The sequence below is a fragment of the Flavobacterium algoris genome (assembly GCF_048158525.1).
Classification (GTDB): Bacteria; Bacteroidota; Bacteroidia; order Flavobacteriales; family Flavobacteriaceae; genus Flavobacterium; species Flavobacterium algoris.
In genome coordinates this window covers 165785-188062 of sequence record NZ_JBLNKT010000002.1, presented here as the reverse complement: position 1 = coordinate 188062, position 22278 = coordinate 165785, and the positions used below count along the sequence as shown (strand labels likewise).

The window sequence follows — 22278 nt, the reverse complement described above, 5'->3', positions numbered from 1 at the left end:
TTATATGCATAAAATTTGTATTTTTTTGCTAGTCATATTTTGTGGTTTTGTATCGCAAGCTCAGGTAACACCGGCCGCTCAGGATACAATTAAAACTGGTTTCTCTACAGGGAAAGTTCAGTTAAAAGATCCTCAAAGTGTTCTTTCTGCGTATACTTATGATCCAGTTACAGACAGGTATATTTACACGAATTCTGTAGATGGATTTTCCATTAATTATCCCATTATATTAACTCCAAAAGAGTATGAAAATTTGGTTTTGAAAGAATCTATGCGAGATTATTTCAAGAAAAAAGCAGATGCTATTGACGGAAAAAAAGAAGGCAGTGAAGCCGCCAAAAAAGATTTATTGCCAAGGTATTATGTGAAATCAGGGCTTTTTGAATCTATTTTTGGAAGTAATACAATTGACGTGAAACCTACCGGATCAATAGAAATGGATTTGGGAATGCGGTATACAAAACAAGATAATCCATCATTTTCACCAAGAAACAGATCGAATCTTTCTTTTGACTTTAATCAAAGGATAAGTATGAGTTTGATGGGGAAAGTAGGGACACGACTCAATGTAAATGCTAATTATGATACACAGTCTACTTTTGCTTTTCAAAACTTAATTAAGTTAGAATATGCTCCTTCAGAAGATGATATTATTCAAAAAATTGAAGTCGGAAATGTAAGTTTGCCTTTGAATAGTTCTTTAATTAGAGGTGCTCAAAGTTTATTCGGTGTAAAAACACAATTAAAATTTGGTAAAACAACTGTTACAGGTATATTTTCAGAACAAAAATCCCAAACAAAAAGTATTGTTGCTCAAGGTGGAGGAACGATTCAGAACTTTGATATGTATGCGTTGGATTATGATAATGACCGACACTTTTTCTTATCCCAATATTTTAGAAACAAATACGATTCTTCCTTAAAAAATTATCCTTTTATTGACAGTAGAGTTCAAATTTCAAGATTGGAGGTTTGGGTTACCAATAAGCAAAATAGGGTAAATACAACTACTGGAAACAATCTTAGAAACATTATAGCTATTCAGGATTTAGGGGAGGGGCAATTAGCCGGTTTGCAGGACAACGAAGTAGTGGTATTAGATCCAATTCCTTCAGTTCCTAATCCATTTTTTAATGTAACAACCGATTCTCCTTCGGACAACTCAAATAATGATTTTGACCCTGCTAAAATAGGTAAAGTAGGTATAGATGCTGGTTTATTGAACAAAAACATACGTGAGATAGTAACATCTGGATCAGGATTTGAAGTTACTGTTAATGAAGGTGCAGATTATTCTAAATTAGAAAACGCTAGAAAACTAAATCCTAATGAATATACGTTTAATGCTCAATTAGGTTATATTTCATTGCAACAGCGATTAGCTAATGATGAGGTTTTAGCGGTTGCATATCAATATACAATTGGTGATAAAGTGTATCAAGTGGGTGAATTTGGTAATGATGGTGTAGATGCAACAGTAGTAACGGGTAATAGTAATACATCAAATCAAGCTATCATAACACAAAGCTTGATATTGAAAATGCTAAAAAGTAATTTGACCAATGTCAAAAACCCTGTTTGGAACTTGATGATGAAAAATATTTATCAGATTCAAGGAGCTTATCAAGTGAAACAGGAAGACTTTAGGTTTAATATACTTTATACCGATCCATCTCCTTTAAATTATATTAATATTGTTTCACCGTTGCCATCACCGGATTTAGTAACAAGCACACCTTTACTTAAAGTTTTTAATTTAGATAAACTCAATTACAACAATGATCCACAAGCAGGCGGGGACGGTTTTTTTGATTTTATGCAAGGCTTGACGATCGATGCTCAAAATGGTAGAATTATCTTCACAACCAAAGAGCCTTTTGGAGAACTGCTTTTTTCTAAATTATCAAATGGAGGAGAAAGTTATGATGATGCAAATACATATAACGCCAATCAAAAGAAATACGTGTTTAGAAACATGTATCGAAACACACAATCCGGTGCTTTACAAGATAGCGATAAGAATAAATTTTTATTGAGAGGTAAATATAAATCTACCGGTGGCGATGGAATCCCAATTGGTGCTTTCAATGTGCCAAGAGGTTCAGTTGTTGTTACAGCTGGAGGTAGGGTTTTGGTTGAAGGAATTGATTACAGCGTGAATTATCAATTGGGAAGAGTCCAGATTTTAGATCCTTCGCTTCAAGCCTCTAATACGCCTATTAATGTATCTTTAGAAAACAATTCTGTTTTTGGTCAGCAAACCAGAAGGTTTATGGGTGTAAATGTAGAGCATAAAATTTCTGATAATTTTTTGGTGGGAGCGACTTTTTTAAAAATGACTGAGAAACCATTTACTCAAAAATCTAGTTTTGGTCAGGAATCTGTTAATAATACCATTTTTGGATTTAATACTAATTTCTCAACGGAAGTTCCATTCTTTACCCGATTAGTTAATAAATTACCTAATATCGATACTGATGTTCCTTCAAATCTTTCTATACGAGGTGAAATTGCATTTTTGAAACCGGATTCCCCAAAAGCAGATCAATTTCAAGGGGAGTCAACTATATATGTTGATGATTTTGAAGGATCTCAATCAACTATTGATATGCGTTCTCCGTATGCTTGGAGCTTGTCATCGACTCCAGAGAAAAACACCAGAAGCACCTATGATTTCAATGCTAGTGCCAATGATTTGAGTTATGGTTTTAAAAGAGCAAAGTTAGCATGGTACTCGATAGATCCTGTTTTTTATACTCAAAAACCGTCTGGAATTACAAATGAAGAATTGTCTTTCAATACAACCAGAAGAATTTTTAGTGAGGAATTGTATCCTTTGACCGATATTGCACAAGGACAATCTCAAGTAGTTAATACTTTAGATTTAAGTTATTATCCTTCTGAAAGAGGTCCGTATAATAATAGTTCAAATGTGTCTACAAATCCAACTTCTAATTTTGGTGGAATTATGAGATCATTGAATTCTACTAATTTCGAACAAGGAAATGTAGAATACATTCAATTTTGGATATTAGATCCTTATGTGGGAAGTGGTGAAATACCTCAATCCAATACTGGTAAAATCTATTTCAATTTAGGAGAAGTATCAGAGGATGTTTTGAAAGATGGAAAAAAGCAATATGAAAATGGACTTGGGCCAGATCAAATTATTTCAAAACCAAATCCAGGAACAGCCAATTGGGGAGATGTTCCCGCATCGCAATCTTTAATTTATGCATTTGACACCAATGTTAATAATAGAAAGAATCAGGACGTTGGGTTAGATGGTTTGCCTAATGCCAAAGAAGGTGCGATTTACAGTAATTTTGCATCAGAACCAGATCCTGCAGCTGATGATTACACCTATTATTTGAATGCTTCAGGAAATGTTTTAGACCGATATAAAAAGTATAATGGTGTAGACGGTAACTCAGCGGTTGATATTAACGATCCTAATAGAGGTTCTACCACGTTTCCAGATGTAGAAGATATCAATAGAGACAACACCATGAATACGATCAATGCCTATTATGAATATAGTATTGATGTTAAACCTAATATGAGTGTCGGACAAAATTACATTACTGATATCAGAAATACTCAAGTCACATTACCAAATGGAGGTACAACTGATGCCAGATGGATTCAGTTTAAAATACCAGTTTCACAACCTGAAAATACAATTGGGAATATCTCTGATTTTAGATCAATCCGTTTCATGAGAATGTTCATGACGGGTTTTAATGATTTGGTAACGGTTCGTTTTGGAGCATTGGATTTAGTGAGAGGGGAATGGAGACGCTATACGAATACGCTCGATTTTAATGATACAAATGTTGCTGATGACAAAACTAATTTGGATGTGTTAGCAGTAAATGTTCAAGAAAATAACGAAAGATGTCCGGTGAATTATATTACTCCACCCGGAGTAGTAAGAGAACAATTGTACAATAATAATACGGTTATTAATCAGAATGAACAATCACTATCTTTAAGGGTTTCTGGTAATGGACTGGAACCGGAAGATTCAAGAGGAGTTTTTAAAAATGTGAGTATCGACATGCGTCAGTTTAAAAAATTGAAAATGTTTTTGCATGCTGAATCTTTACCAAATGAAATTGCGCTTCGAGACAATCAAATGGTAGGTTTTATTCGTTTTGGAAATGACTTTACACAGAATTTTTACCAAATAGAAATTCCTTTAAAAGTTACTGTTCCATCCTCATCATCAACTTCGGATTGTTCCGCATTGAGTGCCGAAGCGGTTTGGCCTGAAGATAATCAAATTGATTTGTCATTGGCATTATTGACACAATTGAAGATTTTGGCGATGAGCATTGATAAAAGTACGCTCCCACTAGATGGAATTTATTATCAATATGAAGATGATCTTGATCCTTCGTTAGCAAACAAAAGTAACAAATTGAGATTGGGTATAAAAGGGAATCCTAATTTTGGCCAGGCACGAACTTTAATGGTGGGTGTGAAAAGTAATGAAACGCATCAAGATATTAAAGGAGAAGTTTGGTTCAATGAACTTCGTTTGGCCGATATGGATAATAAAGGAGGTATGGCAGCAGTATTGAATGTAGATTCAAATTTTGCTGATTTTGCTACAGTTTCTGCAACAGGTAAAAAAAGTACGATTGGTTTTGGAGCATTAGAACAAGGTCCAAATGAGAGAAGTCGAGAGGATACGAAACAATATAATATTGTTACGAATGTTAATTTAGGGAAATTATTACCTCCAAAATGGGGTGTTAATTTACCATTCAATTATGCCATTGGCGAAGAAATGATTACTCCGGAATATGATCCTTTTAATCAAGATATTAAATTAAAACAGTTATTAAATAATACTGCAGATAAAGCCGAAAGAGATAATATTCAAAGTCGCGCAACTGATTATACGAAACGTCAAAGTATCAATTTTATCGGGGTTAGAAAAGAAAGAGGAGCAGAGCAGAAACAACATGTTTATGATGTTGAAAATTTCACTTTTTCTCAATCTTTTAATCAGGTAGAACGACATGATTTTGAAATAGAAGATTATGTCGATCAGCATGCGAATTCATCCGTTGATTATGCGTATACTTTTCAGTCAAAGCCAGTCGAGCCGTTCAAGAAAACTGCTTTCATGAAAAAAAGTAATTATTGGAAATTATTAAGTGATTTTAATTTTAATTACCTGCCTTCTAATATTTCTTTTAATACCAATATTATTAGACAATTCAATCGCCAGCAATTTAGACAAGTTGATGTAGAAGGTTTAGGTCTAGATCCATTATACAGAAGAAATTTTGCATTCAATTATCAATATGGATTTAATTTTAATTTGACAAAATCATTAAAATTAAATTATACGGCTTCTTCTAGCAATATTGTGAAAAGCTATCTAAATAAGAATAATGAGCCTATTGATAGTTTTACAATATGGGATAGTTATTGGGATATTGGAGATCCTAATCAGCACATGCAACAATTGGTTTTAAATTACGAGATACCAATTAATAAAATTCCATTATTTAGTTTTGTAAAAGCTAATTATTCTTATACAGGTGATTACAGTTGGCAACGTTCTTCTAATGCTTTGTCACAAATAGAGATTGATGGTAACAGTTATAACTTAGGAAATACAGTTCAAAATGCAAGCTCCAGTAATTTGAATGCAACATTCAATATGGATGCATTTTATAAGTATTTAGGATTGACAAAAAACACCAATAAACCGGTGACAAAGCCTAAGGCAATTGCTCCAAAACCAGGTGAAAAAATTGTAAATACAAATACACAACAAATTGTAAAAAACAATGAATTTGTTGACGGTTTAATCGGGGTTTTGACCAGTGTTAAAAACATTCAAATGAATTACACCGAGAATAGCGGTACGATATTGCCAGGATATACGCCGAGTGTTGGGTTTTTGGGTTCTTCAAGACCATCGTTAGGATTTATTTTTGGAAGTCAAGATGACGTACGTTATGAGGCTGCTAAAAACGGTTGGCTTACCAACTATCCTAATTTTAATCAAAATTATTCTCAAGTGACCAATAAGTTATTTAAAGCTACTGCAAATGTTGATTTGTTTCCAGATTTAAAAATCGATTTGTCATTGGATAGATCTTATTCCAAGAATTTTTCAGAACAATATGATATAACTGATGGACAATATAATGCACGATCTCCATATAGTTATGGTCTTTTCTCAATTTCTACAGTTCTGATAAAAACATCTTTCTCAACAAGTGATGAAAATTCATCTGCGGCTTTTGATGATTTTAGAAGTAATAGACTTACCGTTGCAAATCGATTGGCAATACAACGTGGTATAGATATTAGTAATCCAGTTAATCTTGATGCAGAAGGATATCCTTTAGGTTATGGTAAAAATAATCAAGCGGTTTTGCTGCCGGCTTTCTTAGCAGCGTATTCTGGATCTAATGCTTCAGGAGTTTCACTTGGGATTTTTAGAAGTTTCCCAATACCTAATTGGGCTGTTAAGTACAATGGTTTGATGCGTTATAATTTTTTCAAAAAGAATTTCAAACGCTTTTCGATGCAACATAGTTATAGAGCTTCATACACAATTAGTGCATTTAGATCTAATTTCGAATATGATAAAACACCAAACGGTGTAGATGCAAGCGGTAATTTTTTCAATAGCACAATCATGTCAAATCTCAATTTAGTAGAGCAATTTAGTCCGCTTATTAGAATGGATTTTGAGTTAAAAAGCTCTTTAAAAGTACTTACCGAAATAAAGAAAGATAGAGCTTTGTCAATGAGTTTTGATAATAACCTATTGACAGAAGTAAAAGGAATAGAGTATGTTGTAGGACTTGGTTACCGATTTAAAGATGTTATTTTCTCCTCCAGATTAGCAGATAATCCAACAGGAATTATAAAAAGTGATATCAACCTTAAAGGAGATCTTTCCTATCGAAATAATCAAACAATTGTTCGATATTTAGACTATAATAACAATCAATTAGCCGGAGGACAAAATATATGGTCTCTAAAAATAACTGCGGATTATGCGTTCAGTAAAAATTTGACCGCGATTTTCTATTATGATCATTCATTTTCGAAAGCAGTAATATCAACTTCTTTCCCATTGACAAATATTCGATCAGGATTTACGATGCGCTATAATTTTGGGAATTAATTTTTTTAAAATCTAAACAAGATTTGAATTGAGATTGTTACATTTGTCACATAAAATTCAATTATCAATTAATAATTATCAATTAGTATTTATATGAACATACCAGCAAATTTAAAGTACACTAAAGATCACGAATGGGTTAGTATTGAAGGCGACATAGCAACAGTAGGAATTACTGATTTTGCACAAAAAGAATTAGGGGATATCGTATATGTTGAGGTGGAAACTTTAGACCAGACTTTAGAAAAAGATGAAGTTTTTGGAACTGTTGAAGCGGTTAAAACGGTTTCTGATTTGTTTCTTCCTTTATCAGGTGAAATTGTCGAGTTTAATGACGCATTGGAAAATACACCGGAAAGTGTAAATTCTGATCCTTATGGAGCTGGATGGATGATAAAAATAAAAATTGCAAACGAAGCTGAAATTGATTCATTGCTTTCAAGCGAATCTTACAAAGAACTTATTGGTGCCTAAACAATTCTATTTTTGGGCAGCTTTAACTTGGACAGGGTTAATCGTCTTTTTTTGTTTAATTAAATCAAGCGATATTCCTGCTATTCAAATTACGAATCTAGATAAAGTTGTTCATTCCTTTTTTCATTTGGTATTTACATCGCTTTGGTTTTTCTTTTTTAAGAAGCAAATAAATAGTTCGGATGTTTTTAAGCCTTTGGTAGTATCATTTATAATTTCCATTTTTTTTGGAATAGCAATAGAAATAGCGCAAACGCTATTTACCACAACTAGAAAAGGAGATTTGTTTGATGTTTTAGCAAATTTATCTGGAGCAACTCTTGCTGTTTGTATAATTTTGTTTTTCAACAAGTACACTAACTTAAATAAAGTTTGATACGAATTACAATCCCACTTCGGTGGGATTTTTTTATATTACAAATGTTTTTACTTTTTTAACGATCAGGAAATATAAAATAAGATTAGATCCTTACGAAGTAGTTATTAATAGTAAATAAATGTGAATTTAAAATGTATTTTTGCTAATTGGATAGCAATAGGTATCATTAAGCTATAAGAAAAATGAATATTAAACAATATTTAGATTCTACTTATTTAAAAACAGCAACACAGGCAGGACTTAGTGAAGCTGATGATGTCGTTATTGTCAAAAAATATATTCAGGAAGCCATTAATGAGCATTTTAAGCTTATTATGATTCGCCCAAATATGGTTTCTATCGCCCAAGAAATGATTATTGATGCCGATTCAAATTTGCAAATAGGTACGGTGATTGATTTTCCAGAAGGAAAATCGAGTGTTGAGGATAAACTTTCTGAAGCGATTCAGGCGATTGAAGATGGAGCCGATGATTTGGATTTCGTTTGTAATTATGAAGCGTTTAAAAATGGTAGTATTGATTTGGTTAAAGATGAAGTCCTAAAATGCACGTTATTGGGACTGGAAAATAATAAGGTTGTAAAATGGATTATAGAAGTGGCTGCACTAAATGATAAACAGATTATACAATTGTCTGCTTTGATAAAAAATGTAGTTATTTCAAATTTTAAAGAGGAATTGTACCAATCGGTTTTTGTAAAATCATCAACAGGATTTTATAAAACGGAAGGTGATTTGCCAAATGGAGCCACAATTCCATCCATTATTATGATGTTGGAAAATGCTTCGCCACTTCCGGTAAAAGCAGCTGGCGGTGTAAGAACTTATGAAGAGGCTGTTGAAATGATACGACTGGGTGTAAAACGAATAGGAACGTCTGGGGCAAAAGCAATTGCTAATGGGCAAGATTCACAAATTGATTACTAAATTCACAAAGAAAACCAATATGAAAAAGGGGTTGTCAACGTTACTTTTATCATTTTATTCATTTTTTATTTATTCGCAAGACATAAGTAATAATGCAACTCAATCGGGAATTTCGCCTGAACGATTTCCTGTTTTTTTGAATTGTGAAAACTTGCAATCTAAGGAATTGGAAAAATGTTTTTACTATCAAGTGCAAAATTTTGTGTTTCAAAATTTTCAAGTTTCTGAGAATTTTAAGCAAAATAATTTCAAAGGTAGTGTAGAAGTGCTTTTTGAAGTTGACGCTAATGGCGTTTTCAAAGTGATTTATGTAAATGCTACTGATGAGGATTTAATAAAAGAAACTAAGCGAGTTTTTGGGATATTCCCAAAGATTAAACCGTCAACTTATAATGGAAAACCAACATATTCGAGATACACAATTACAATTGCGATTCCATTAAAAAGCCCAGAACAGTTAGCTTCAGAGGTACTTGCTCGCGCAGAAATTTTGCCAAATGAAACAAAACAACTTACCGAATTGGATAGTATTGTTTACAAAAAATTCAATAATCCTCAGTTTGAAAGTCATTTGAATATTCCTTTTTCCCATAGTTATTATTCTCAGTTTGATGCTTCTTTAAATCAAGTTGGCAGCAATAATCACACTGCATCTAAACCGTATACTTATGTGGAAGTATCAAAATATTATGATTTTAAAGCAGCAAATGATAAACTAAAGAAGAATGTTTCCGGTTGGTGGACCAGAAAATTATGGAATGAAAGTATGGTTGAAATTCAAGGAGACGGCTACTGGTTTACTTTGAATCCTATTTTAGATTTACAAGTTGGTAAGGCGTCTCAAACTAAAGCGAATTACACTTATATAAATACTCGTGGAATCAATTTCCGTGGAGGATTAGGGAAGCAAATTAATTTCACTGCTACAGTTTTTGAAAGTCAGGGGCGTTTTGCGGATTACTACAATCGTTATGCAGAATCTATAAAACCAGCAGGCGGAAATCCTGCAATTATTCCAGGTATGGGAATTGCCAAAGATTTTAAAACGGATGCGTATGATTTTCCTTTGGCGGAAGCCAATATAACTTTTGCGCCTAGTAAATATTTTGATTTGCAATTGGGTTATGGAAGAAATTTTATAGGTGATGGATATCGATCTTTGTTAGAAAGTGACGGGGCAAGTCCATATCCGTATTTTAAAATAAATACTAATTTTTGGAAAATAAAATACACCAATACCTATATGTGGCTTAAAGATGTTCGTCCAGAGGTTACCCTCGAAAAAACGTACGCTACTAAATTTATGGCAAATCATTATTTGAGTTGGAATGTGTCGAATAAATTGAATCTTGGTTTCTTTGAATCAGTAATTTGGACTGATACAAATAACAGGGGGTTTGATGTGAATTTTGTAAATCCAATTATATTTTATCGTTCGGTTGAATTTGCTTCTTCTGCCAGAAGTGGAAATGCGCTTTTGGGGTTGACTTATAAATACAAATGGAACAATCAAATCAATACATACGGACAGTTTCTTCTTGATGAATTTTCTCTTGGAGATGTTAAAAAAGGAGACAATAGCTGGAAAAATAAATTTGGATATCAATTAGGTGTTAAATATTATAATGCTTTTCACGTTGATAATTTGGTATTGCAGTTAGAGTACAATCATGTGCGTCCTTATGTGTATTCCCATAGTAATCCCATCACAAATTATGGGCATAACAATCAAAGTATAGGGCATCAATGGGGCGGAAATTTCAAAGAATTTTTAGTTATCGCGCGTTATCATAAAGACAGGTATTTTGCTGATGCAAAAATAACGATGGGTACCCGAGGATTGGATTTTGATACAGCCGAAGATGGTTATAATTACGGGGGGAATATCTATAAAGATTATGACGAAAACAGAGCTTTAGATAGCGGTGTAAAAGTAGGACAGGGAAATAAAACGGCTGTTTTTATCACAGATGTTCAAGCTGGATATCTGATAAATCCAGCAACCAACCTGAAACTTTTCGGAAGCTATATTTATAGAAGTTTTGATCCAACAAAGAATACGGCAACGACTTTTAATGAAAGTACTAATTGGTTTACTTTAGGGATACGTTCGGATGTTTTTAATTGGTATTTTGATTATTAGCTTTAATAATATTTCTAAAAAAGCTTTTTTATGAATTGTTTTTTGTCAAATCCCTTTTGATAAACTACTTTTGCAAAAGTTTTTACAAAGCAAATAAACATTAGTATTGAACGCAACACAAAATACCCTTTCATTAAAGTCTGTCTATATTGATTTCCGCGAGATAACTAAAGCACGTCTCGCTGTTAGCGTAGTGTTTTCGTCTATTGCAGGATTTATGCTTGGAATTACTGATGTCCATTCTTTCAGTTGGATGGTGTTGTTAAAACTTGCCATTGGTGGGTATTGTATGGTAGGCGCTTCTAATGCTTTTAATCAGGTTATTGAAAAGGATTTAGATGCGTTGATGGATCGGACAAAAAATCGTCCCGTTCCGGCTGGTAGAATGTCTTCTAATACAGCTTTGATTATTGCAAGTCTTCTTACTATTATTGGAATTGTATTGTTGTATACAATCAATTCTAAAACGGCCATGTTTGGCGCAATTTCTATATTTCTTTATACGAGTGTCTATACGCCTTTGAAAACTATGACATCATTGTCGGTTTTTGTAGGAGCATTTCCTGGTGCAATTCCCTTTATGTTGGGATGGGTTGCGGCAACTGGAGAATTTGGGATAGAAGCAGGGACTTTATTTTTAATTCAGTTTTTCTGGCAGTTCCCTCATTTTTGGGCTATTGGATGGTTTTTATACGAAGATTATGAAAAAGCAGGTTTTTTTATGCTTCCTACAGGGAAAAAAGATAAATCAACTGCTTTACAGATTATTTTATACACAGTTTGGCTTATTATAGCTTCGCTTTTACCAGTTTTGGGTTATACAGGGCAGTTGTTTATTACGCCTGTAGCCGCTATTGTCGTATTTTTACTAGGACTTTGGATGCTTTATTATGGAGTGCAATTATACAAATTAAGAACGGCAAAAGCAGCGAGAACGTTGATGCTGGTAAGTGTTTCTTATATTACATTGTTACAATTAGTTTATATATTTGATAAATTTTTAAGATAGTTATGGAGATTACAATGACAACAGACGAACATAAATCGAGAACAGCGCGATCATATAAATTGATATTGCTGTTTGCTATGGTTAGTATGACCATGATGTTTGCAGGGCTTACTAGTGCTTTTGTGGTAAGTAAATCTAGAGCCGATTGGTTGAAAGATTTTCAATTGCCTACGGCATTTTATTTTAGCACGGTTGCAATCATTGGATGTAGTATTACTTTTCATTTGGCAAAAAAAGCGATTCAAAAAGACAAACAAAGTGCAACTACTGCATTTCTTTTGTCTACTTTAGCATTGGGAATATTATTTGTTATTTTACAATTTGTAGGTTTTGGTCAGATTGTCGCTAATGGGTATTATTTTACCGGAAGTGAAAGTTCTATAACGACTACTTTTCTATATATTGTAACGGTTGTGCACCTGATTCACCTTGCTGGTGGGTTAATTTCACTTCTAATTATAATTTATAATCATTTTAAACAAAAATACAATTCAACTCAAACTCTTGGAATTGAACTAGGTGCGATGTACTGGCACTTTCTTGATTTCTTATGGGTTTATTTATTTTTATTTTTATATTTCTTTAAATAATAAAAAAACGTAAATTTGGGAACTTTTTAACGAATAACTTATATGGAAGCGACAGTTACTACTGCAAATAGTGAAGGAAAAACTTGGGGAGGCGGCACAGAGCCAATGGGAGCAAGTTACGGCAAATTAATGATGTGGTTTTTTATCGTATCAGATGCCTTAACATTCTCTGGATTTCTAGCAGCTTATGGTTTTTCTAGATTTAAATTTATTGAAACTTGGCCTTTAGCCGATGAAGTGTTTACTCACTTCCCATTCATGCACGGTGTCTCGGCCCCGATGTATTACGTGGCATTTATGACGTTTATTTTGATTTTTTCATCTGTAACGATGGTTTTAGCAGTTGATGCTGGACATCAGATGAAAAAAGACAAAGTGACAATATATTTGTTTTTAACAATCATCGGAGGTATTATTTTCGTTGGTTCACAAGCTTGGGAATGGAAAAACTTTATTAAAGGGGAGTATGGTGCTATTGAAACAAAAGGAGGTAGTTTACTTCAGTTTGTTGATAAAGAAGGTCACCGTGTAGCTCTAGCTGATTTTGCTGCAACTTTGCCGGAAGATAGAGAGCAATTGACAAGAAATAAAGGAAAATGGTTTATGGATGAGGCGGCTATTTCGACTTATTCTGTAGCTGAAGTTCAAGCTGGTTTCAAAGCACATCCTGATCTTTTGATTAGAACAGAAACCATCACTGCCGAAAAGAAAAAAACTATTCTTTCAAGAAAAGATTCTGAATTGCGATTGACTCAAGCCAGTTTGGTTATTGAAGGAGCAAATTTAACCCACAACGAATATGGAAGTAAATTATTTGCTGATTTCTTTTTCTTTATAACAGGATTTCACGGTTTTCACGTATTTTCTGGGATAATCATTAACATCATTATATTTTTCAATGTTCTAGTAGGAACTTATGAGAAAAGAGGAAGTTATGAAATGGTTGAAAAAGTGGGGTTATACTGGCACTTTGTCGATTTAGTTTGGGTATTTGTATTTACGTTTTTCTACTTAGTTTAATTTTAGATTTATCATTATGTCACACGAACATGTTTCTAATACAAAAAGAATTTGGACGGTTTTCGGTCTTTTGTCTGTAATAACTATTGTTGAAGTAATTTTTGGAATTATTAAGCCAGATGCTCTTCATATGAATAGTTTCATGGCAATGAGTTTGTTAAACTGGTTATTCATAATCTTAACACTTGTAAAAGCATATTTTATTGTATGGGCCTTCATGCACATGGAAGGAGAGAAAAGTACTCTAAGAAATGCAGTAGTTTTACCAGTAATTTTTTTAATATTATATTTGCTTTTCATTCTTTTGACTGAAGGGAATTATATTTATGAGGTTTTTAAGAATTCTACGATTAAATGGAATTTTTAACAAGATATTAATTCAAAAAAAGGGTACGCATTGCGTGCCTTTTTTTATTTTTGTACTTTAAATTTTATCATTGCAATGAAAAAAAATATTGTTCTTTTTGTTCTTTTTATTTTGCCTATTGTAGCTTATCTTTTTTTTGCATCAGGTATAAATAGTTTTACTAAGTTGCCTATTATTACTCCTAAGGTTGCTGATTTTGGCAACTGGGAATCATTAAAAGGGGAAAAAGTTAGTTTAAATAATAAAATAACCATTTTAGGTTTTTCTGGTACAGAGATTCTAAAAAATAGAGGTAATTTTTTTAATCTAAATGAAAAAATATACCAGCAATACCATACTTTCAAAGATTTACAATTTGTTGTAATTTGTCCTTTAGGAACTGAAAAAGATGCTAAAAAAGTGGTGGATGCATTAGGTGCTTTTACAGATGTTAGTCAATGGCATTTTGTATTTACTTCACCTCAAGAAATCAATAGCTATTACGATCAACTTAAACTGGTTGGGAAACTAGATAAAAATTTAGGGACTCCAAATGTTTATATTATAGATAAAGTAAGGAATCTTAGGGGAAGAAAGAAAAATAAAGAATACAAAGAAGGGTATGATACATTTCATCCTGCTGATTTGAGCAACGAGATGCTTGATGACTTCAAAGTTATTTTATATGAATACCGTGCGGCTCTTAAGAAAAATCATAATGCAACCAAAGAACTTTAATTCTTAGAAATAATGCTTAAAAACAAATCATACATAGGGATTTCTTTTATTATTTTACTTTTTGGGATTTATGCAGTGCCAAAAATAATTGATAGAATAGAAAATAATGATGTAGTAAAAGGGGATCGTTTGGACAAAGTTGGTTTAACTACTAAAAATGATGATAAATTAGTTAAAATAGGCCCTGCTCCAAAATTCGAATTAATCAATCAGGATAATATAAAAATTACGAATGAGACCTATAGAGGTAAAGTTTATGTCTTAGAATTTTTTTTTACAACTTGTCCTTCTATTTGCCCAAAGATGAATTTGAGTATGTTAGCCATAGAAAGTAGTTTTTTTGGAAACCCTAATTTTGGAATTGTTTCCATTACTATTGATCCGGCTCATGATACTCCGGCAATTTTGAAAGCACATGCTAAATTATTAGGCGTAAAATCGTCTAATTGGAATTTCCTGACGGGAGATAAAGATTATATTTTTGGTATTGCCAATAAAGGTTTTAATCTTTATGTTGGAGAAAACAGTAAAGTAAATGGTGGTTTTGAGCATTCAGGGTTGTTTGCCTTAGTTGATAAAAATGGTACAATCCGTTGTAGAAAAGATGATTTTGGAAATCCAATTTTATATTACGATGGATTAGATAAAAAAGGAGTTAGAGATATTCAACAAGATATTAATATTTTATTAAAAGATTAAAGATGGAAGATAATACACTTGAACAAAAATTCAGCAAATTTATTATAATTGTTTCAATTGTAATTCCTGTAGTTGTAGCAATTCTCTTTGGAGTGAAACTAAAAGATTTTGGTTACAATGTGGAGCCGCTTTCTTTTTTACCAGCTATTTATGCAACTACAAATGGATTAACGGCTATTATTTTAGTAGCAGCTGTAATAGCAATCAAAAATGGCAAAAGAAAACTTCACGAGCAGTTAATGACAAGTGCAATCGTACTGTCAGTAGCCTTCTTAGTTATGTATGTAGCCTATCATATGACTGCTGATTCTACTAAATTCGGTGGAGAAGGAGCTATTAGATACCTATATTTCTTCCTTTTGATAACACACATTATCTTATCGATTGCGATTATTCCTCTTGTTATGATTACTTATGTGAGAGCTTTGGCCGCTAAATTTGATAAGCATAAAAAAATTGCTAAAATTACATTTCCTATCTGGTTGTATGTTGCAGTTACTGGAGTAGTTGTTTACTTAATGATTTCGCCATATTATGTTCAATAGAGAAAATATGAAAAAGTTTGTACCGATGCAGTTTTCAAGATTTGTAAAAACTAGTGCATTTATTCTGGTGTCTTTTTTTTTATACTTACCTGCAAATGCTCAATGTGCTATGTGCCGTGCAGCATTATCCGGTGAAGGAAATAAAGCTAAAGCAGCAGCAGTAAATGATGGAATTGTTTATTTAATGGTAATACCATATGTTCTGGTAGGAGCTATTGGTTATGCTGTTTATCGTATGAAAAAGAATAAATTAAAGTAGATATTCAAGATTATTTTAAACCATCAACTGATACATTTACCGTTCCTTTTACTTTTATAAAAGCAATGATAGCCTGATTGGTTAGTTCGATTTTTTGAAATTGAATGTCCTCCATTTTTCCATTTACAAAAACACCTGGCATTGGCGAATAATTTTTCAAATAATTCATCATGCTTTGTTTGCCATCGTCTAAATTTGGTTTTATGGAATAGCGACAGCTTTGTTGGATTTTTCTTAAAACTAATCCTTGAGCAAGCCAGTTAGCTGTACGCATTAATTTGTTCTTTGTGTCCAATGCATAATCTAATTTGTCAAAAAATACTTCTTTCGTTTTATCATTATATTGAGGAAAACCTGCCAAATAAATGGTTCCATTTACAGATCCCAATACATCTAAAGCAATTATCATTTTGCCGTTTTTGTGCCAAATTGCTACATTTTGAACTTTGACTTTCTTACTGCCTGAGCCAAATTCCTGTCCAGAAAAATTCTTAGTCATTATTTTGGAAGCTTCTTCATAAGTAGAAACCGCAACGATATTTGCCGTAATATCTTCGGGAATTTTGATGACGGGTTTCAAAGTAATTTTGTTTTTGTCAAATTTTGATTCGGGTTTTTTGCCTATCAATGTTTCCATAGTACATTTCATACCCATATCTAATAAAAAGGTGTCGTTTTTTAGTTTGGCAGTAGTAGAATAGATTTCAATTGGAATAATACGAAGCCAGCTTTCATATTCCTCATTCATTTGAAAAGGAGTGCAAATTTTCTCTAATGCTGATAGGACATTAGGTTTAAAATCCATGGATTTTGCTATAGCATCATCTATCTTTTTTTCAATTTTAGATTTGAAAAGTTTGATTCCTGGATTAATTAAGTAAGTTACAGGAACATTTTTTCCAAAAACGGTCATTGTTGGACTTTCGTTCCAATCTAATGATTTTAATTCGGTTTTAGTATTTAGTTTCCAATTAATCAGACCAGTATCACTTATTAAAGTCACCACTCCATCTAGGTTAAATTCACGTGTGTCATAAAATTCAACCCCTAGTTTTTTTGTCCCTATTCTATATTTTACTATTGCCTTAAGCGGTAAAATAGTTTTTATTTTGTCTCCAGAAACTCCTTTGTCATTTGTAATCGTAATTGGTGCTTGTTTCCAAACTTTCATTTCTATGTCGTCATCTTCAATATTGTTGTCCTCATAGATTAGTCCATTTAAGATTGAATTCGTTTGATTTTCAATGTCTTTTAGTTTGATGCTAATTGGCAAATTAATAAAAGAGGGAATATTTTCGTAAACTAATGGAACAGCATCATCAGGTTCAGGTTTTAAAGTAGCTATTTTTTGAGAAGTAGAACAACCGGAAATCAATAAGATAAGCACTATAGAGAGTAAGAATGAAAAGAATTTTAGCATTTTATTTTGGTTTAAAAAAGCAAAATTAACAAAACAAATATATTTTTAGCATTTTTTGTAACAAATGCTAATTTTCAAAGTCTAATTGTTTTTATAACGGATTCTGGTATGAATTATTTTATAGTATTTCTAAGTTCTTTAATAGAAAAAGTTAAATTTGTTTAGCAGTGATACTGCACTTTTATTCGAAATATATGGGAAAAAGAAGTTTTCTTAGTTTAATTCTAATGTTAGTTTCTAGCATTACTATTCAGGCACAATCTAAAAAGTGGACCTTAGAAGAATGTGTAAAATATGCTATACAAAACAATATTTCAATCAAGCAAACCGAATTAGATTCTAAAACGGCTGCAATTGATAAAAAAGGCGCAATAGGAAATTTTCTTCCTTCTTTAAATGCTAATGCGTCTCACTCTTGGAATATTGGTTTAAATCAGGATATTACAACAGGACTTTTGCAAAATAAAACAACTCAGTTTACCTCTGCAGGAGCAAATATTGGGATTGATATTTATAAAGGCTTGCAAAACCAAAATACACTTCGCAAAGCTAATCTTTCGATAGTAGCAGCTAAATATCAATTGCAAAAAATGCAGGAAGATGTAGCGCTAAATGTTGCCAATGCCTTTTTACAGATTCTTTTTAATAAAGAGAATTTAAAAGTGCAACTGGAACAATTAGGGATCAATCAAAAACAATATTCTCGTTCAGAAGAATTAGTTAGTGCAGGGTCAATTCCTCGTGGAGATTTGTTAGATATTAAAGCAACTGTAGCTTCTAATAATCAAAATGTTATTGCAGCTGAGAATGCTTTGTTAATTTCAAAATTGAGTTTAGCTCAGTTATTACAATTAAAAGAATTTGAGAGTTTTGATATCATTGATGATACTAACGCTAAAGATGAAAACAATATTTTAGCACAAACTCCAGCAGCAATCTATGATAAAGCAAAAGAAAATAAAATCGAATTGAAAATTGCCAAAACCAATTTGGAGATAGCAGAAAAAAATGTTGCGATTGCAAAAGGGGCCTTTCAACCTACTCTTCAAGGATTCTATAGTTTTAGTTCTAGGGTTGCTTACAGTGACAGAGTTGTAGGTGTTCTGCCTAATACGTCAAATCCTACATCTATAGTTGGTTATGTACAAGGGACAAATCAAAATGTTTTGCAAAATAATTTTTCTCCTGTATTAGGAAAGGCATTGCCATTTTGGGATCAATTTAGCAATAATAAAGGACAATCTTTTGGAGCACAATTGTCTGTTCCAATTTTTAATGGTTTTTCAGCAAGAAATAATGTAGAACGTTCAAAGGTAAGTTTAGAAAAATCAAAAATCGCTTTAGAACAACAGGATTTAGATTTGCAAAGAAATGTTTTTACTGCGTTTACAGATGCAAAAGGCGCTTTAAATGCACATGAATCTTCCATTGTAGCATTAGAATCAAGACAAGAAGCCTATAATTATGCCAAAGAAAAATATGCTGTAGGTTTGATGAATTCTTTTGATTTTAATCAATCACAAACGTTGCTTACTAATGCACAATCTGAGGTTCTTAGAACGAAATACGATTACATTTTTAAAATTAAAATTTTAGAATTCTATTTTGGAATTCCAATCATTAAAAACTAGATTATTATGTCAAAAAAAACAATTTATATCTTAATTGGTAGTGCTGTGGTTATTATTGCATTATTAGTAGTGCTTTCAAAAAAAGGAATTATTGGAAACAAAGATAAAGGTAAAGAAGTAGAAACAGCCCAAGTTGATGCTACTACAATAGTTGAAACAGTTTCAGCTACAGGAAAAATTCAGCCTGAAATTGAAGTGAAAATATCGTCAATGGTTTCAGGAGAAATTATTTCTTTGCCAATAAAAGAAGGACAAGTAGTCAAAAAAGGAGATTTGTTAGTAAAGATAAATCCTGATTTATATACTTCTGGATTAAACAGAACAGTTGCCAATTTATCAGGAACTAAAGCAGGTTTGAGTCAGGCTGATGCTTCTTTTAAAGAAGCTAAGGCAAGTTATGACAGAAACAAAACGTTATTCGATAAAGGAATTATTTCCAAATCAGATTGGGATAAATCAGTTGCGTCATTTGAGGTTGCAAAAGCAGCGAAGCAAACCGCTTACTTTAATGTTAGAAGTGCTTCTGCTTCGGTTAATGAAGCTCAAGACAACCTTGGAAGAACAATTATTTATGCACCAGCTGATGGAACGGTTTCAGTACTTAATGTTGAGCTTGGTGAACGTGTTTTGGGAACACAACAAATGGCTGGAACAGAATTGTTGAGAGTTGCAAATCTCAATAATATGGAAGTTGAAGTTGATGTAAATGAAAATGATATTGTAAAAATAAAAGTGGGTGACGAAGCAAAAGTTGAAGTTGATGCCTATTTGAAAAAACAGTTTAAAGGAATTGTTACCAGTATTTCTAACTCAGCAAGTTCTTCTTTGACCGCTGATCAAGTAACTAATTTTAAAGTAAAAGTAAGAATACTTAAAGAATCGTATCAGGATTTATTAGAGGGAAGACCGGCGGCATATTCCCCTTTTAGACCGGGAATGACTGCAACAGTAGATATTATTACTAAAACAAAAAAGAATGTATTGTCTGTGCCAATTAGTTCAGTTGTGGTAAAATCAGATACAGCTGCTGTTAAGGAAATAAAAATTGAGGATCCTAAATCCGACGAGAAAAAAGTAGCGCCTAAAAGTGATAAGAAATTTGAATGTGTTTTTGTGAAAGTAGGTGATAAAGCTAAAATAAGAATCATTAAAACTGGAATTCAGGATGATACTAATATTGAAGTTTTAACTGGGCTTAAAAAAGGTGATGTAGTTATTACAGGGCCTTACACTACAGTTTCTAAAGAGCTTAATTCTGGAGATAAAGTAACGTTAAAAACAGAAAAAGATAAGGAAGAAAGCAAGAAATAATACATAAAGTACATATATTTGAAATTCACAATTGTAAATTTTATTTTATGGTTGCGATTTTCACGTTAAAATAAAAATAAAATTGGATTACATACTTAACATCGAAACCGCTACAAAAAACTGTTCTGTTGCTCTTGCAAAAGAAGGAAAAATAATTCTATGTAAAGAAATTGCAGAAGAAGGGTATTCTCACGCCGAACGGTTGCACGTTTTTATCGAAGAAATTATACAAGAAGCAGGAATTACTTTTAATGATTTAGTTGCTGTTGCGGTAAGTCAAGGTCCTGGATCTTATACGGGATTGCGAATAGGAGTTTCTGCCGCAAAAGGGCTGTGTTTTGCTTTAAACATACCCTTGATTGCTATTGATACCTTGAAAACTTTAGCTTCTCAGGTGACAGTTTCAACTGGTTTGATTATTCCTATGATTGATGCAAGAAGAATGGAAGTGTACAGTGCCATTTTCACTCCTGATTTTGAGAATAAGAGAGGAACTTTAGCTGAAATTATTACTGAAAATTCATTTGAAGATTTTCAGGAAACGATTTATTTTGTAGGTGATTGTACCGAAAAGTGTAAAGCAGTTTTAACCAAAGATAATTTTGTTTTCTTGGAAGATATCAAATGTCCTTCAGCCAAAGAAATGAGCTTGTTGAGTTTTGAAAAATTCAAAACAAACGACACAGTAGATGTCGCTTATTTTGAACCTTTTTATTTGAAAGATTTTATGATTACTACTTCAAAGAAATAACGAATCATATTAAGAATCTGTTCTAGATAATCCTTTAGCAAATGGCTGAATAACTATTCCGGCAGCATCAAATGCTATCTTGCAGCTTTCTAAAGTTTGAGAGAAAACGGCACCAAAATCCTCATTATTTGCCCATGGCCTAACTGCAAGTTGGATGGCACTATCAGTCAAATTCTTGACTGAAACTTCAGCTACGGGAGTTTTAAGTATTTTTGGATTACTATTTAAAACAGCAGTAATAATATCTTTTGCCTTTTTTATATCAGTGTCATAGGAAATAGCAATAGTCAAATCAGCTCTTCTAAATCCTTGTAAAGAATAATTGATGATAGTGCCATTGGATAATGATCCATTTGGAATAAAAATAGTTTGATTGTTCCCGTTGATTAATTTAGTCACAAATATTTGGATTTCACTAACTGTTCCAATGTTGCCCTGTGCTTCAATAGTATGTCCCACTTTAAATGGTTTGAACATAATAATTAGCATTCCTCCTGCAAAATTGGATAAAGAACCTTGAAGCGATAAACCTACTGCAAGTCCCATTGCTCCTAATATAGCTACAAAAGAAGAAGTTTCTATCCCTAGATTTGAAATAAAAGTTACAAATAGTAATACTCTTAAAACCCAGAGTAAAATATCAGCAAGAAACTTAGTTAAAGTAGGGTCTAAATCTCTCTTTACCATTATTTTTCTGATTAATCTATTGATAAGTCGAATGGCATAAAGCCCTACAAACAAAACAACAACAGCAGAAATTAATTTGGGAGAATAATCGATTAATAGTTGAATAAAAGTACTGGCGTAATCAGTAATTTGATTAGGATTTAAGATCATTTTTTAAATAATAAAAAACCCTCTCAAAAGAGAAG

The 22278-nt window shown here is 32.4% G+C and carries 18 protein-coding genes; 16 read left to right on the top strand and 2 right to left on the bottom strand.

All coding sequences use genetic code 11. The annotated features are described in order from the left end of the window. Positions 1-4: 4 nt before the first annotated feature. From sov to ACM55I_RS01810, 13 genes are all read left to right on the top strand, one after another. The gene (gene sov / locus ACM55I_RS01870) at positions 5-7165 is read left to right on the top strand and encodes a T9SS outer membrane translocon Sov/SprA (RefSeq protein WP_416845082.1); all 7161 of its coding nucleotides are present in this window, start codon (positions 5-7) and stop codon (positions 7163-7165) included. A gap of 93 nt (positions 7166-7258) precedes the next feature. Continuing rightward, complete coding sequence (gcvH, locus tag ACM55I_RS01865; RefSeq protein ID WP_039108788.1) at positions 7259-7639, top strand: glycine cleavage system protein GcvH; 381 nt, start codon at positions 7259-7261, stop codon at positions 7637-7639. Then, complete coding sequence (locus ACM55I_RS01860) at positions 7632-8015, top strand: VanZ family protein (protein ID WP_416845081.1); 384 nt, start codon at positions 7632-7634, stop codon at positions 8013-8015. Before gcvH ends, ACM55I_RS01860 begins: the two co-directional genes overlap by 8 nt. A gap of 185 nt (positions 8016-8200) precedes the next feature. Further along, positions 8201-8944, top strand: a complete 744-nt coding sequence (gene deoC, locus ACM55I_RS01855) for a deoxyribose-phosphate aldolase (protein WP_416845080.1) — start codon at positions 8201-8203, stop codon at positions 8942-8944. A 19-nt stretch (positions 8945-8963) separates the two neighbouring features. After that, entirely contained in the window at positions 8964-11087 is a 2124-nt protein-coding gene (locus ACM55I_RS01850) for a gliding motility protein RemB (protein ID WP_416845106.1), read from the top strand. A gap of 106 nt (positions 11088-11193) precedes the next feature. Beyond that, complete coding sequence (gene cyoE, locus ACM55I_RS01845; protein WP_416845079.1) at positions 11194-12096, top strand: heme o synthase; 903 nt, start codon at positions 11194-11196, stop codon at positions 12094-12096. Positions 12097-12098: 2 nt separating this feature from the next. After that, positions 12099-12686 carry a cytochrome c oxidase subunit 3 gene (locus tag ACM55I_RS01840; protein ID WP_039108795.1) on the top strand — a complete coding sequence of 196 codons (588 nt, stop codon included), beginning with the start codon at positions 12099-12101 and terminating at the stop codon, positions 12684-12686. Between the two features lie 42 nt (positions 12687-12728). Next, positions 12729-13706, top strand: coding sequence for a cytochrome c oxidase subunit 3 (locus ACM55I_RS01835; protein WP_416845078.1), 978 nt, complete (start codon positions 12729-12731; stop codon positions 13704-13706). Between the two features lie 16 nt (positions 13707-13722). Continuing rightward, positions 13723-14073: a cytochrome C oxidase subunit IV family protein gene (locus ACM55I_RS01830; RefSeq protein ID WP_039108799.1), complete on the top strand. Its 351-nt coding sequence runs from the start codon at positions 13723-13725 to the stop codon at positions 14071-14073. A gap of 75 nt (positions 14074-14148) precedes the next feature. Then, complete coding sequence (locus ACM55I_RS01825) at positions 14149-14790, top strand: hypothetical protein (protein ID WP_416845077.1); 642 nt, start codon at positions 14149-14151, stop codon at positions 14788-14790. Between the two features lie 12 nt (positions 14791-14802). Further along, positions 14803-15489 (top strand): SCO family protein, encoded by a 687-nt coding sequence (locus tag ACM55I_RS01820; protein WP_416845076.1) that lies wholly within the window; start codon positions 14803-14805, stop codon positions 15487-15489. A 2-nt stretch (positions 15490-15491) separates the two neighbouring features. Beyond that, a complete protein-coding gene (locus ACM55I_RS01815) occupies positions 15492-16034 on the top strand; it encodes a DUF420 domain-containing protein (RefSeq protein WP_416845075.1) in 543 nt (180 codons plus the stop codon). A 7-nt stretch (positions 16035-16041) separates the two neighbouring features. Beyond that, the gene (locus tag ACM55I_RS01810) at positions 16042-16293 is read left to right on the top strand and encodes a hypothetical protein (protein WP_416845074.1); all 252 of its coding nucleotides are present in this window, start codon (positions 16042-16044) and stop codon (positions 16291-16293) included. Positions 16294-16303: 10 nt separating this feature from the next. On the opposite strand, the gene ACM55I_RS01805 is transcribed toward ACM55I_RS01810, so the two are convergent. Then, positions 16304-17713 (bottom strand): DUF4403 family protein, encoded by a 1410-nt coding sequence (locus ACM55I_RS01805; protein WP_416845073.1) that lies wholly within the window; start codon positions 17711-17713, stop codon positions 16304-16306. A 194-nt stretch (positions 17714-17907) separates the two neighbouring features. Here ACM55I_RS01805 and ACM55I_RS01800 point away from each other — a divergent pair, with 194 nt between their 5' ends. From ACM55I_RS01800 to tsaB, 3 genes are all read left to right on the top strand, one after another. Then, positions 17908-19344 carry a TolC family protein gene (locus tag ACM55I_RS01800; protein WP_416845072.1) on the top strand — a complete coding sequence of 479 codons (1437 nt, stop codon included), beginning with the start codon at positions 17908-17910 and terminating at the stop codon, positions 19342-19344. A 6-nt stretch (positions 19345-19350) separates the two neighbouring features. Beyond that, positions 19351-20655, top strand: coding sequence for an efflux RND transporter periplasmic adaptor subunit (locus ACM55I_RS01795; protein WP_416836019.1), 1305 nt, complete (start codon positions 19351-19353; stop codon positions 20653-20655). A gap of 82 nt (positions 20656-20737) precedes the next feature. Beyond that, complete coding sequence (gene tsaB, locus ACM55I_RS01790; RefSeq protein ID WP_416845071.1) at positions 20738-21406, top strand: tRNA (adenosine(37)-N6)-threonylcarbamoyltransferase complex dimerization subunit type 1 TsaB; 669 nt, start codon at positions 20738-20740, stop codon at positions 21404-21406. 9 nt (positions 21407-21415) lie between these two features. On the opposite strand, the gene ACM55I_RS01785 is transcribed toward tsaB, so the two are convergent. Then, positions 21416-22243: a mechanosensitive ion channel family protein gene (locus ACM55I_RS01785; protein ID WP_416845070.1), complete on the bottom strand. Its 828-nt coding sequence runs from the start codon at positions 22241-22243 to the stop codon at positions 21416-21418. Positions 22244-22278 lie beyond the last annotated feature (35 nt).